The organism is Kitasatospora sp. NPDC058478, assembly GCF_042720345.1.
Classification (GTDB): Bacteria; Actinomycetota; Actinomycetes; order Streptomycetales; family Streptomycetaceae; genus Kitasatospora.
In genome coordinates, this window is sequence record NZ_JBHXML010000006.1 from 151,712 (window position 1) to 164,523 (window position 12,812).

Genomic DNA, 12,812 nt, shown 5'->3' on the forward strand with positions numbered 1-12,812 from the left:
AAAACAATACACGGTCCCGGCGGGTGCCTCGAACCGCCCGGAACCGCCCGCATCCGCGCGGGAGCCGGCCCGCCGCCGAGCTGTCCGTTTCCGCCCGGTTGGGGTGCAGTTCGCCGCCGGTTAGGGTGGAACGGTGCCCAGCCCCAAGCCCGGACACCCGAACGCGCGGAAGGCGGTCGCCGCGCTGCTGATGCTCAGCGCCACGGCGTACACCGCGTGGGTGCTGGAGGTCGTGCTGAGCACCGGACTCGACCCGGTGCAGGCGTACATCAGCGAACTCGCGGCCGAGGACCAGCCGCTGGGCGGCCTGTTCCGGGCCACCGACCTGGCCGCCGGGCTCTGTGTGCTCGCCGCTGCCGTCACCGCCCTCGCCGGCGGGCAGGCCGGGCCGCGCGGTGCCCGGCGCGGGTGGGCGGTGGCCGGCTGGTCCGCCCTCGCCCTGTTCGGCGCGGCGACCGCCGCCGACTCCCGGCTGCCGCTCAGCTGCGCCCCCACCAGCGACGAGATGTGCGCCGCCCGCGAGACCGCCGGGCTCGTCCCCGCGACCCACACCGCGCACGCCGTCACCAGCAGCCTCGCCATGCTCGGTGCGCTCACCGGGCTGGCCGCGCTCACCGTGGCCGCCCGCCGCTACGGCTGGTGGCCGCCGGTGCGCCGGATCGGGCCCTGGCTGCTCGGCGCCGAACTGCTGGCCACCGGCTGGAGCCTGGCCGCGATCGCCGCCTTCGAGGCCGGGCGCGGCACCTGGGCGCTCGGGGCCGGCCAGCGGCTCCAGGTGCTGCTGGTGGCGCTCTGGCTGGCCGTCCTGGCAGTGAGCCTGGCCCTCCCCGCGGGGGCGCCGGGCGACGAATCCACCTGGTCCGACGCTTCTCCGCCGGCGCACCGGGGGCCCCGGTCGGCCGAACGGCCCCCGGGCCGGGAGCCGGCATGACCGCACCCGACGACCCCCGCACCCGGGCGCGCTTCCTGCGCGTCGACGGCGTCCCGCTGCACGTCCGCACCGAGGGCAGCGGCCCGGTCTGCCTGCTCACCGGGGGCCTCGGCAGCAGCTGGTTCGACTGGGACCTGGTCGTCCCCTTCCTCACGCCCTACCGCACCGTGGTCCGCTTCGACCGGCCCGGCTACGGGCTGAGCGCCCCCGAGCCCGCCACCGGGCGGCCCGCCCCGACGGCCGCCGGCGAGGCCGAGCGGATCCGCGCGGTGCTGGACGGCCTCGGGCTGCGCGGGCCCTGCACCGTCGTCGGCCACTCGCTGGCCGGCTTCCACGTCGAGGCCTTCGCCCGGCTGCACCCCGACCGGGCTGCCGGGCTGGTCCTGGTGGACAGCAGCGTCGAGCCGGCGGCCCGGCCGTACCCGGCCCCCGGCGCGCGCGACCTGGCGGCCCGGGCGCTCGCGGGCGCCGCCACCGCCGTCGCCGTGCCGTACCTGCTCGGCCCGGCCGCCCGCCGGCTGACGGCCCGGCTGTCCACGGTCTGCCGCGAGGACCTCGCCCCGGCGCCGTTGGTGCGGCACTGCTACCGCACCGGCCGGGCCCTGCGCGCCCTGCTGCGGGAGAACGCGCGCTACCTCGACCTGGCCGCCGAGGTGGACGGGCTGCGGCGCACCCGGCCGCTGCCGGAGGGCCTGCCAGTCACCGTGCTCGCCGCCGACGACGGCTGCCGCAGCCGCCGTACCGAGGAGTGGCTGGCCGGCCAGCGGGAGCTCGCGGCGCTGCTCGGGGCCGACTACCGCACCACCGCCCCGGCCGGGCACCTGGTGATGTTCGACCGCCCGGACGCGGTGGCCTCCGCCGTCCTGGACACCGGCTGAGGCCGGGCACCCGCTGCGGCAGCCACTGAAAGGCGCACTGAAACGCCTCAGGCCGCCCACCGAAGTGAGCGGCCTGAGACCTTGCCATGTGCGCCGCCAGGGACTCGAACCCCGGACCCGCTGATTAAGAGTCAGCTGCTCTAACCAACTGAGCTAGCGGCGCCTGCTGACTCGGAGAACTTTACACGGCGCCCGGTCGATCCGCCGAATCGCTTTCGAGTGGTCACCCGTAGTGATCGCCCATGGTGACCGCCCGTAGTGATCACCCCCAGCGATCGCGGGCGGCCGGCTACGACTCCGGGTAGTGGCAGGCCGCCTGGTGGTCCTGTGCCGGGGTGTCGCCGAGGAGCGCCGGCCGTTCCTGCTCGCACCGCGTGCGGGCGGCCCGGTCGGCGAGGCGGGCGTACACCGGGCAGCGGGTGCGGAAGGGGCAGCCGGTGCGCCGCTCGGTGGGGGAGGGCGGGTCGCCGGCGAGCAGGATGCGGTCGCGGGCGCGCTCGGCGGCGGGGTCGGGCAGCGGGACGGCGGAGAGCAGGGCGCGGGTGTACGGGTGCCGGGGGCGGTCGAAGACGGCGGAGACCTCGCCCTGTTCGACCGTCCGCCCGAGGTACATGACGCTGACCCGGTCGGCGAGGTGCCGGATCACCGAGAGGTCGTGCGAGACGAACAGGTAGGAGAGGCCGAGTTCGGCCTTGAGCGCTTGCAGCAGGTTGAGCACCCCGGCCTGGATGGAGACGTCCAGGGCGGAGACCGGTTCGTCCAGGACCAGCAGTTTCGGCCGGACGGCCAGGGCCCGGGCGATGGAGACGCGCTGGCGTTGCCCGCCGGAGAACTGGTGCGGGTAGCGGGCGGCGTGGTCCGGGTCGAGGCCGACCTGGTGCAGCAGTTCGGGCACCCGGCGGGCGATCTCCTCGCGGGCGGCGTGCTGGGCGCGCAGCGGTTCGGCGATGATGTCGCCGATCGGCATCCGCGGGTCGAGGCTGGCCATCGGGTCCTGGAAGACGATCTGCAGTCGGGCGCGCAGCCGGTGGGCCTCGGCGCGGGAGAGCTTGGCGGTGTCGTGGCCGAGCAGTTCGATCCGGCCGGTCTCGGGGGCGGTGAGGTTCAGCAGTTCGAACAGCGTGGTGGACTTGCCGGAGCCGGACTCCCCGACCAGGCCGAGGGTTTCGCCCTCCCGGAGGTCCAGGTCGACGCCGTCCACCGCGTAGACCTCGCCGACCCGGCGCTTGAACACCGTGCCCTTGAGGAGCGGAAACGTTTTGCCAAGGCCGCTCACCGCCAGCACCGGCGCCCGCGAGCCCCGGTCCCCCCGGCCCTCCGGAGCGGCCGACGGGGCCGGAAGCGCCGGCACCGGGTAGACGTCGGCCGGCGCGGGCCGCCGCTCGGCCAGCTCCGCCGACCGGACGCACGCCGCCAGGTGCCTGTCGCCCCCGGCCAGTTCCGGCTCCGCCGCCGAGCAGCGCTCCTCCGCGAGCGGGCAGCGGGCGGCGAACGGGCAGCCCGGCGGCAGGTCGGCCATCGGGGCGGGTGCGCCGGGGATCGGGACGAGCGGGCCGCCGAGCCCGTCCAGCCGGGGCACCGCGCCGATCAGGCCGAGTGTGTACGGGTGGCGCGGGGCCGCGAACAGCTCGTCCACCCCGGCGGTCTCGACCACCCTCCCCGCGTACATCACCGCGACCCGGTCGGCCATCCCGGCGATCACCCCGAGGTCGTGGCTGACCAGGACGAGGGCCGCGCCGGTCTCCCGCTGCGCGGTGCGCAGCACGTCCAGCACCTGGGCCTGGATGGTGACGTCCAGCGCGGTGGTCGGCTCGTCGGCGAGCAGGATGTCGGGGTCGTTGGCGATCGCCATGGCGATCATCGCGCGCTGGCGCATGCCGCCGGAGAACTCGTGCGGGAAGCTGTCCAGGGCCCGTTCGGGGGCCGGGATGCCCACCAGGTCGAGGAGTTCGGCGGCCCGGCGGCGGGCGGTGGCCCGGTCGACCCGCTGGTGGATGCGGACGGCCTCGGCGATCTGGTCGCCGATCCGGTAGACCGGGGTGAAGGCGGACAGCGGGTCCTGGAAGACCATGGCGATCCGGCGGCCGCGGATCGCGGCGAGCTCCTTGCCGGGCAGCCCGACCAGTTCCCGCCCGTCCAGTCGCACCGAGCCCTGGACGCCGGCCGTCTTGGGCAGCAGTCCGAGCACGGACAGCGCGGTGACGGACTTTCCGGAGCCGGACTCGCCGACGATGCCGAGGGTCTCGCCGCGCCGCAGGGTGAGGTCCACCCCGCGGACGGCGGGGACGGGGCCGTGCGGCCCGGCGAAGTCCACCCGCAGGTCGCTGACGGCGAGCAGGGGGGTGTCGACGGTGGTGGTCACGGCTTCTTCCTCCGGGCGGGGCGGCGGCGGGGCGCGCCCCCGGCGGTGGGGTCGAGGGCGTCGCGCAGCCCGTCGCCGATCAGGTTGACGGCGAGGACGAACAGCACCAGCAGCCCGGCGGCGAAGTAGAACAGCCAGGGGAACACCGGGGCTTCGCTGGTCCCGGCGGCGAGCAGGGTGCCGAGCGAGACGTCCGGCGGTTTGACGCCGAAGCCGAAGTAGGAGAGCGCGGTCTCGCTCATCACGGCGCCGCCGACCGCGATGGTGGCGTCGATGATGAGGAAGGAGGCGACGTTCGGCAGGATGTGGCGGGTGATGATCCGCAGTGGCCGCACCCCCATGAACCGTGCGGCGCGGACGAATTCGCGCTCGCGCAGCGAGATGGTCATCGAGCGGACCACCCGGGCGGTGATCATCCAGTTGAACAGGGCGAGCAGCAGCACGAAGGCGATCCAGCCGGCGCTCTTCAGCCGGGGCGAGACGATGGTGATGATCAGGAAGCTGGGGAAGACCAGCAGCAGGTCCACCGCGAACATCAGCGCGCGGTCGGCCCAGCCGCCGAAGTAGCCGGCGCAGGCGCCGACCAGGGAGGCCAGCACGGTGGAGAACAGCGCCACCAGCAGGCCGATGACCAGCGACTTCTGCAGGCCGCGGACGGTCTGGGCGAAGACGTCCTGGCCGATCCCGTTGGTGCCGAACCAGTGCTCGGCGGACGGCGGTTGGTGCAGCGCGCCGAAGTCGGGGGCGGCGTAGTCCCAGGGCGTCAGGTACGGCCCGCCGAAGGCGAGCGCGAACAGCAGCAGGACGATCACGGCTCCGGCGACGGCCCCGCGGGCGGCGAGCAGCCGGGCGAGGACGAGCCGGGCCCGGCCGGTGGTGCGGGGGGCGGCGGCCGGGGCGGCCGGTTCCACGGCGACGGTGGTCACGTCAGTTCACCTCCGGTCAGGACCGCACGCGCGGGTCGAGGGCGGCGTGCAGGGTGTCGGCGAGGAAGCCGGAGGCGAGGACGACGACGGCGGTGAACAGGTTGACGGCGACGACCGAGTTGACGTCCTGTTCGTTGATCGACTGGATCAGCCACTCGCCCATGCCGTGCCAGCCGAAGATCGTCTCGGTGAAGATCGCGCCGGTGAAGATGCCCAGGAAGCTGTAGGCGAACATGGTCGACATCGGGATCACCGCGGTCCGCAGCCCGTGCTTGACCAGCGCCCGGCGGCGGGTGAGCCCCTTGGCCTCGGCGGTGCGCAGGTAGTCGGAGCCGAGCACGTCGAGCATGGTGCCGCGCTGGTAGCGGCTGTAGGTGGCGAGGCCGCCGAGTGCGAGCGAGATGGTGGGCAGCAGCAGGTGCAGCGCCCAGTCGGCGAGGTGGGCGCCGAGGCCGCCGGTCAGTCCGGGGGTCTCGTAGCCGGTGAACGGGATGACGTCGTGGCCGGCCGCGTCCTTGGCGGCGATGGCGCCGTTCTTGAGGAACAGCGCGACCAGGAAGACCGGGGTGGAGAGCAGGACGAAGGAGAGCACGGTGAGCAGCCGGTCGGAGATCCGGTACTGGCGGACGGCGCTCCAGGCCCCGGCGGCGATGCCGAGGACGATGCCGAGCAGGCTGCCGAGCAGCAGCAGCCGCAGCGAGACCCAGACCCGGCGGCCGAAGTCGTCGGTGACCGGGGTGTCGTGGATGGTCCGGCCGAGGTCGCCGTGGAGCAGCCCGTCGGCCCAGTGGCCGAAGCGTTCGACGACCGGGGTGCGGTCGTTCAGGTTGAGCGCAGTGAGCTGGCGCTCGACCGACTCGGCGGCCGGGCGGGGGACCTTGGCGTCGAAGTAGGTGCGCGGCTGGAGGGCGGTCGCGGAGATCGCGTACGCCAGGAAGACGGCGGCGATCAGCAGCACCGCGTAGTAGCTCAGGCGCTTCGCCAGGTAACGGAACATCAACGGCCGCCCGGGGTGGGGGAGGGGCCGACGCGTCTGGTGGGCATCGGGTGGTGGCCTTCGGTCGGGGCCCGTTCAGGCCTTCGGACGGCAGGGGGACGGGGCGGTACGGGGAAAGCGCAGGTCAGAGTCTGGCACCGGTGCGAGGCCGGGGTGTTGCGGCGGTATTGCCGCAGATGACTTCTGGATCAGGTGTGCGGTCCTCCCCCTGGTGACGGAACTGATCGGCTGTTACGTTCTGCTGGCCCGGTGCCGACTTGGCTGCCCACGCTCAAGCCCCGCCACACCTCGCGCGGCACAACTGCCCGTTACCGCCCGTTTCGAAGACCTCACCAGGGGGACTCCATGGACGCTTCCACCACGGCCCGCCGCCTCGGCCGGGCGACGGCCCTCGCCGTCGCCGTCGCGCTGGCGGTCACCGCGTGCACCTCGGGCGGGGGCGGCTCGGCCGACAAGGTGGCGAAGAGCGAGCCGCCCCGGCAGGACTCCCAGGACATCAACGCCAAGCCGCTGGACCAGGTCAAGGACGGCGGCGAGGTGCGGTTCCCGCTGTACCAGTGGATCACCCAGTGGAACCCGTTCCAGGTGGACGGCACCTACGGCGACGCGGTCTCGATCATGCGCGCCCTGGAGCCGTCGCTCTTCAACACGGACGCCTCCGGCACCTTCCAGCCCGACACCGACTACCTGCTGGACGCCAAGGTCACCTCGACCTCGCCCGAGGTGATCACCTACAAGCTCAACCCCAAGGCCAAGTGGTCGGACGGCAAGCCGCTCAGCTACCTGGACTTCAAGGCCGACTGGCAGGCCAGCAACGGCAAGGACCCGGCGTACAACATCGCCGACCCGTCCGGCTACGAGCAGATCTCCGCCGTCGAGCAGGGGGCCGACCCGAGCGAGGTGAAGGTCACCTTCTCCGAGCCGTACGCGGACTGGCAGAACCTGTTCCGCCCGCTGATCCCGGCGGCCGGCATCGCCACCCCGGACGACTTCAACAAGGGCTGGGTGGAGAAGATCCCGATCACCGCGGGCGCGCTGAAGGTCGGCGTGGCGGACAAGACCGCGCAGACCCTCACCCTCGTCCCGGACCCGGCCTGGTGGGGCACCAAGGCCAAGGCGGACAAGATCACCTTCCGGGTGATGACCCAGTCCGCGACCACCCAGTCGTACCTCAACAACGAGATCGACCTCGCCACGGCCGGCACCGCCGCCGCGTACGGGCAGCTCAAGGACGCCAAGGACACCGTGATCCGGGCCGCCAGCCCGTGGGACGAGGTGCACATCTCCTTCGGCTCCGGCGGCGCGCTGGCGGACCAGAAGGTCCGCCAGGCGCTCGGCAAGGCGCTCGACCGGTCCGCGCTGATCAAGATCGCCAACAACGGCGTGCCGGTGGAGTTCAAGCCGCTCGGCAACCACATCTTCATGCCCAACCAGACCGGCTACCAGGACAACTCGGGCGAGTGGGCGAAGTTCGACGTCCCCGCCGCCAAGAAGCTGCTGGACGACGCCGGTTGGAAGGAGGCGGGCGCCGGACAGCCGCGCACCAAGGACGGCCAGTCGCTGCAACTGCACTGGACGGTCAACGAGTCCACCCCGCAGGCCCAGATCGACCTGGCCACCGCCGCCGCCGCGATGTGGCTGCAGGCCGGGGTCAAGGTGAGCCTGGACAAGGTGCCCGCCAACGACTTCTTCACCAAGTACGTGAACCCGGGCAAGTTCGAGATCGCGAGCTGGCGTAACACCGACTCGTTCCCGCTCTCCAAGAGCCTGGGCAACTTCCGTCTGCCGGTGGGGGACAACACCTTCAACAACCCCTCGCGGATCGGCAGCCAGGAGGTCGACGACCTGCTCAAGAAGGCGGCCGGGACGGTCGACCCGGTGGAGGCCGCGAAGCTCTACAACCAGGCCGACGCGAAGATCTGGGAGCTCGGCCACACCGTCGAGCTCTACCAGCGGCCGACCGTGGTGGCGACGCGCAAGGGCCTCGCCAACTACGGTGCCTTCGGCCTGGCCGGGGAGGACTACGCCAAGGTCGGCTGGGAGAAGTAGTCCCCGCCGCGGACGCGGCGAGAGCGAACGGGCGGCAGGCGCTGGCGAGCAGCGCGGTGATCACGAGGCCGGTGGTACGGACACGGGAAGGTCGGCTCTGCCGCCCCCGTTCTCCTGCCACCGGCCTTGACCTTCCGCGTTGCCCGCAGGCCGCCCGTGTCGTGGGGCCCCGCAAGGCCCGCGCTCGCTTCCAACCGGGGACGAATCTAGCGGGGCCGTCCGGCCGGCCGCGGCGCAGCGCGCGGGGCGCGCCCGGAAACCCGCCGCGCTGTCACCCGGTTCGCGCACCGGGGCGTCAACTACGGCTGACGGCAAGGAAAAAAGGGGACGAACGGCGCAATCGACCCCGGGATCGCGAACCGCTGCGCCCGTCGCGCCGGTGCGTGCGCGGGGCCCGGGCCGCTGCCAGGATGCGCGGGACAGCCAGCCCCTCCCGAACCCGGAGCAGCACCGATGGCCAGCGAATCCGCCGCCGCCCCCCACCCGCGCCCCGTCGACCCGCCCCCGGTGCGCCGGATGGTCCCGCGCGACCGGGACGAGCCGCACCGGGTCGCCACCCCGCTGGAACTCTTCTTCGACCTCTGCTTCGTGGTCGCCGTCGGCCAGGCCGGGCGCGAACTCGCCCACTCCCTGGCGGCCGGCCACTACGGCGACGGCCTGCGCGGCTACTCGATTGCTTTTTTTGCGATCTGGTGGGCCTGGATGAACTTCACCTGGTTCGCCTCCGCGTACGACTGCGACGACGTGCCGTACCGGGTCACCACGCTGGTGCAGATCGCCGGGGTGCTGGTCCTCGCGGCCGGGGTGCCACGGCTGTTCGCCACCCAGGACCTGACGCTGTCGATCGCCGGGTACGTGGTGATGCGCCTGGCGATGGTCACCCAGTGGCTGCGGGCGGCGGCCAGCGAGCAGGGCGAGGCGCGCCGGGTCGCCGTGCGGTACGCGGTGGGGATCGCGCTCTGCCAGGTGGGCTGGGTGGTGGTGCTGCTGCTGCCGGACGCCGCCCGGCCGGTGGTCATCCCGCTCGGGGTGCTGTGCGAGCTGGCCGTTCCGGTGGTCGCCGAACTGCGGAAGCAGACCTCCTGGCACCCGCACCACATCGCCGAGCGGTACGGGCTGTTCACCCTGATCGTGCTCGGTGAGACGGTGGCGGCCGCGACCGTCGCGGTGCAGTCGGCGGTGGACGAGCACGAGGAACTGGGCCGGCTGCTGCCGGTGGCGGTCGGCGGCCTGCTGATCTGCTTCTCGGCCTGGTGGATCTACTTCGCCCGGCCGGTCCACGAGCACCTGCACTCCAGCCGGCAGGCCTTCGTCTGGGGGTACGGCCACTACCTGGTGTTCGGGTCGGCCGCCGCGATCGGCGCCGGACTGGAGGTGGCGGTGGAGTCGGCCGTGCACCAGGCGGAGATCTCCGCGACGGCCGCCACCGCGACGGTCACCGTGCCCACCGCGCTCTACCTGCTCACGGTCTGGCTGCTGCACTCCCGGCACACCAAGACCGGCGCGGCGCAGGCGCTGGCCCCGACCGGGGCGGTGCTGGTGCTGGCCTGCACCGCGCTCGGCGGCTCCGGCGTGCTGGCGGCGGGCCTGGTCTGCGCGCTGACCGTGGCGGTGGGCCTGCTGCTGCACAGCCGGGAGGGCTGACGGGGGCGCCTGGCGGTTCTGGGGTGCCCGGCCGTCGTGGGGCGCCTGGCGGTTCCCGGGTGCCCGGCCGTCGTGGGGTGCCCGGCGACTCTCAGGCGCTTGGCCGTCGTCCGCCGGCCGGGCGGCCAGGTGATGCTCAGGCGCAGTCCAGCAGGATCGGCTCGTGCCGGGCCAGCCAGGCCAGGTAGGCCGGGTTGACCTTGGCCAGGTCCAGGTAGGCGGCGCGCAGTTCGCCGTACAGCGCGTCCAGCGCGGGCTGGCTGAGCGCGCGCGGGCGCCAGGTGAGCAGCAGCCGGACGGCCAGCGGGTCCCCGTGCACGGGGCGCACCACCGTGCCGGGCCCGGGGGCGGAGGTCGGCTGGCAGGGGCGGACGGCCTCGCCGGAGGCGACCAGTTCGGCGGCGGTGGCGTTGTCCCGCACCTGGACCACCCGGGGGTTGAGCCCGGCCTCGCTGAACACCCGGCGCATCGCCGCGTACTCGTGGTCGGCGGTCGGGTCGACCATCCAGGTGTCCTCGGCGAGGTCGGTCAGGTGGACGACCGGGCGGGCGGCGGCCGGGTGTCCGGCGGCGAGCGCGACGAACTGCGGCTCACGGGCCATCAGCACCCGGTGCTCGGCGTCCGGCGGCACCCGTAGCGGGAAGCCCTCGCTCTCGTAGACGAAGGCCACGTCCAGCTGGTCGGCGGCGACCATCCGCAGCAGGGCGCTGGCCGAGACGTCGACGTGGATGGTGGTGTCGGTGTCCGGCAGCCGTTCGTGCACCCGGCGCAGCCAGGCCGCGACCGCCCGGCTGCCGACGCTGCCGATCCGCAGCCGGCGCTGCCGCCCGGGGCCGGCCGCGTCGCGGGCCTCCTGGCGGGCGGCGGCCACCAGCGCGGCCATCTCGGTGATCACCGGCCGGGCCCGGGACAGCACCGAGTGGCCGAGCGCGGTGGGCCGGCTGCCGGTCTGCTCGCGGGTGAACAGGGTGCCGCCGATGGCCCGTTCGATGCGGTGCAGCTGGGTGGTGAGGGAGGGCTGGGTCATGCCGAGCTGGAGCGCGGCCTTGCGGAGGCTGCCGGTGTCGGCGATCGCGCACACCACCCGGAGGTGTCTCACGTCGAGCTCCACGCCCGGAGCATAGACGCCACCCGGCCACATCGCCAAGGACATGACAGAACAAAGCGCGGCAGGAGGGCACGTGGTGGGCCCCGCCGGTATGCGGCCGTGCTATCGCCGGTTGACATCATCCGCCGCGGGCCCGGGCGGGTCGAAGCTCAGGGGCAGCGAAACCGCCCCGGCCCCACCGGGGCGCCCCCACCGTCGCCGCAGCCGTGTCCGGCCCCCACCGGCCCCGGCGGTTCGGCGTACCGCGAATCCGGAGCCCCCACATGAAGCGATCCGTGCTGTCCGCCGCGCTCGGCCTGGCCCTCGCGGCCGGTCTCGCCGTGCTGCCCACCACCGCCGCGTCCGCCGCCACCCCCGGCCCGGCCGTCCAGGGCTACACCGCCTCCACGTACGCCGGTTCGGCCGCCGAGGCCGCGAACAACCAGGCGTTCTTCCACGCCGTGATGGCCTCCGCCAAGGCCAAGCAGGCCGCCAACCCGTGGCTGCAGACCGTCACCGTCACCTACGACACCGCCAGCGCGCCCTCCTTCACCAGCCAGATATCCCAGGCCGCGCAGATCTGGAACAGCTCGGTCAGCAACGTCCAGCTCCAGGCGAGCAGCGGCACCGGCGACTTCTCGTACTACGAGGGCAACGACAGCCGCGGCTCCTACGCCAGCACCGACGGCCACGGCCACGGCTACGTCTTCCTCGACTACCAGCAGAACCAGCAGTACAGCTCGCTGCGCGTCACCGCGCACGAGACCGGGCACGTGCTCGGCCTGCCCGACAACTACTCCGGCCCGTGCAGCGAGCTGATGTCCGGCGGCGGCCCCGGCCCGTCCTGCACCAACCCCTACCCCGACAGCAACGAGCGCGGCCAGGTCGACAGCCTCTGGTCGAACGGCGTCGATTCCGTGAACTAGGGGAGTCGCGAACTCGCCGCTGAAACAGGGAAGTTGCCGACGCCCTTCGGGTGCGGCGGGCCGCCCGGCCGGAATCGGGTGGCCCGCCGCTCGGTTGCTTCCCCGATCGGGAGCCTAACCGCCGGTGGAGCGGAATGCCAGGGGCACGCGCGAGTCAAGGCCGGTTAAAGACATCTCAAATCGCTTTACCGCAAGGGGTATTGATCGAAGCTATCGCGGGTTGACATCATCCGCCCGCCCGCCGGGCTGCCCGAAGCTCTGGGGACATCACCCGCTGACCAGGTGTCCCCCAGGGCCGGCCCCCAACCGGCCACGGCACCACCGGAATCGGAGCCCCCACATGAAGCGATCCGTGCTGTCCGCCGCGCTCGGCCTGGCCCTCGCGGCCGGTCTCGCCGTGCTGCCCACCACCGCCGCGTCCGCCGCCACCCCCGGCCCGGCCGTCCAGGGCTACACCGCCTCGACGTACGCCGGTTCGGCCGCCGAGGCCGCGAACAACCAGGCGTTCTTCCAGGCCGTGATGGCCTCCGCCAAGGCCAAGCAGGCCGCCAACCCGAACCTGGCGACCGTCGTCGTCACCTACGACGCCAGCTCGGCACCGAGCTTCCGCACCCAGATCGCCAACGCCGCGCAGATCTGGAACAGCTCGGTCAGCAACGTCCAGCTGCGGTCCGGCTCGGGCGGCGACTTCTCGTACTACGAGGGCAACGACAGCCGCGGTTCCTACGCCAGCACCGACGGCCACGGGCGCGGCTACGTCTTCCTCGACTACCAGCAGAACCGGCAGTACAACTCGGTCCGGGTGACCGCGCACGAGACCGGGCACGTGCTCGGCCTGCCGGACCACTACTCCGGCCCGTGCAGCGAGCTGATGTCCGGCGGCGGCCCCGGCACCTCCTGCACCAACCCGTACCCGAACGGCACCGAGCGCAGCCGCGTCAACTCCCTCTGGGCGCGCGGCTGATCGTCCGCCAGGCGCCCCGGCCCGGCCGCAGCCCGCAGCGGCCGGGCC

At 73.4% G+C, this 12,812-nt stretch carries 10 protein-coding genes and 1 tRNA gene; 6 read left to right on the plus strand and 5 right to left on the minus strand.

From position 1 onward, the window contains the following. Window positions 1–190: 190 nt before the first annotated feature. Together ACFWPT_RS05330 and ACFWPT_RS05335 are read left to right on the plus strand one after the other, a co-directional pair. Window positions 191–931: a DUF998 domain-containing protein gene (locus ACFWPT_RS05330; protein WP_380479690.1), complete on the plus strand. Its 741-nt coding sequence runs from the start codon at window positions 191–193 to the stop codon at window positions 929–931. Continuing rightward, window positions 928–1,809 carry an alpha/beta fold hydrolase gene (locus ACFWPT_RS05335; protein WP_380335039.1) on the plus strand — a complete coding sequence of 294 codons (882 nt, stop codon included), beginning with the start codon at window positions 928–930 and terminating at the stop codon, window positions 1,807–1,809. Before ACFWPT_RS05330 ends, ACFWPT_RS05335 begins: the two co-directional genes overlap by 4 nt. Before the next feature lie 89 nt (window positions 1,810–1,898). Here ACFWPT_RS05335 and ACFWPT_RS05340 read toward each other — a convergent pair. The 4 genes from ACFWPT_RS05340 to ACFWPT_RS05355 form a co-directional block, all read right to left on the minus strand. Beyond that, window positions 1,899–1,972, minus strand: a tRNA-Lys gene (locus ACFWPT_RS05340). A gap of 126 nt (window positions 1,973–2,098) precedes the next feature. After that, window positions 2,099–4,171: a dipeptide ABC transporter ATP-binding protein gene (locus tag ACFWPT_RS05345; protein WP_380479673.1), complete on the minus strand. Its 2,073-nt coding sequence runs from the start codon at window positions 4,169–4,171 to the stop codon at window positions 2,099–2,101. Then, window positions 4,168–5,097: an ABC transporter permease gene (locus tag ACFWPT_RS05350; protein WP_380479675.1), complete on the minus strand. Its 930-nt coding sequence runs from the start codon at window positions 5,095–5,097 to the stop codon at window positions 4,168–4,170. The genes ACFWPT_RS05345 and ACFWPT_RS05350 overlap by 4 nt, the downstream gene beginning before the upstream one ends. A 16-nt stretch (window positions 5,098–5,113) precedes the next feature. Further along, window positions 5,114–6,094, minus strand: coding sequence for an ABC transporter permease (locus ACFWPT_RS05355; protein ID WP_063349271.1), 981 nt, complete (start codon window positions 6,092–6,094; stop codon window positions 5,114–5,116). 345 nt (window positions 6,095–6,439) lie between these two features. On the opposite strand from ACFWPT_RS05355, the gene ACFWPT_RS05360 reads away from it, so the two are divergent. Then, a complete protein-coding gene (locus ACFWPT_RS05360; protein WP_380479678.1) occupies window positions 6,440–8,143 on the plus strand; it encodes an ABC transporter family substrate-binding protein in 1,704 nt (567 codons plus the stop codon). Window positions 8,144–8,596: 453 nt separating this feature from the next. Continuing rightward, a complete protein-coding gene (locus tag ACFWPT_RS05365) occupies window positions 8,597–9,787 on the plus strand; it encodes a low temperature requirement protein A (protein WP_380479680.1) in 1,191 nt (396 codons plus the stop codon). Between the two features lie 136 nt (window positions 9,788–9,923). Here the strand turns inward: ACFWPT_RS05365 and ACFWPT_RS05370 are convergent, their stop codons facing one another. Further along, window positions 9,924–10,898, minus strand: a complete 975-nt coding sequence (locus ACFWPT_RS05370; protein WP_244293453.1) for a LysR family transcriptional regulator — start codon at window positions 10,896–10,898, stop codon at window positions 9,924–9,926. A 260-nt stretch (window positions 10,899–11,158) separates the two neighbouring features. Here ACFWPT_RS05370 and snpA (ACFWPT_RS05375) point away from each other — a divergent pair, with 260 nt between their 5' ends. After that, on the plus strand, window positions 11,159–11,800 hold the full coding sequence (gene snpA, locus ACFWPT_RS05375; RefSeq protein ID WP_063349275.1) for a snapalysin: 642 nt from the start codon (window positions 11,159–11,161) through the stop codon (window positions 11,798–11,800). Between the two features lie 340 nt (window positions 11,801–12,140). After that, window positions 12,141–12,764, plus strand: coding sequence for a snapalysin (snpA, locus tag ACFWPT_RS05380; protein ID WP_380372878.1), 624 nt, complete (start codon window positions 12,141–12,143; stop codon window positions 12,762–12,764). Window positions 12,765–12,812 lie beyond the last annotated feature (48 nt).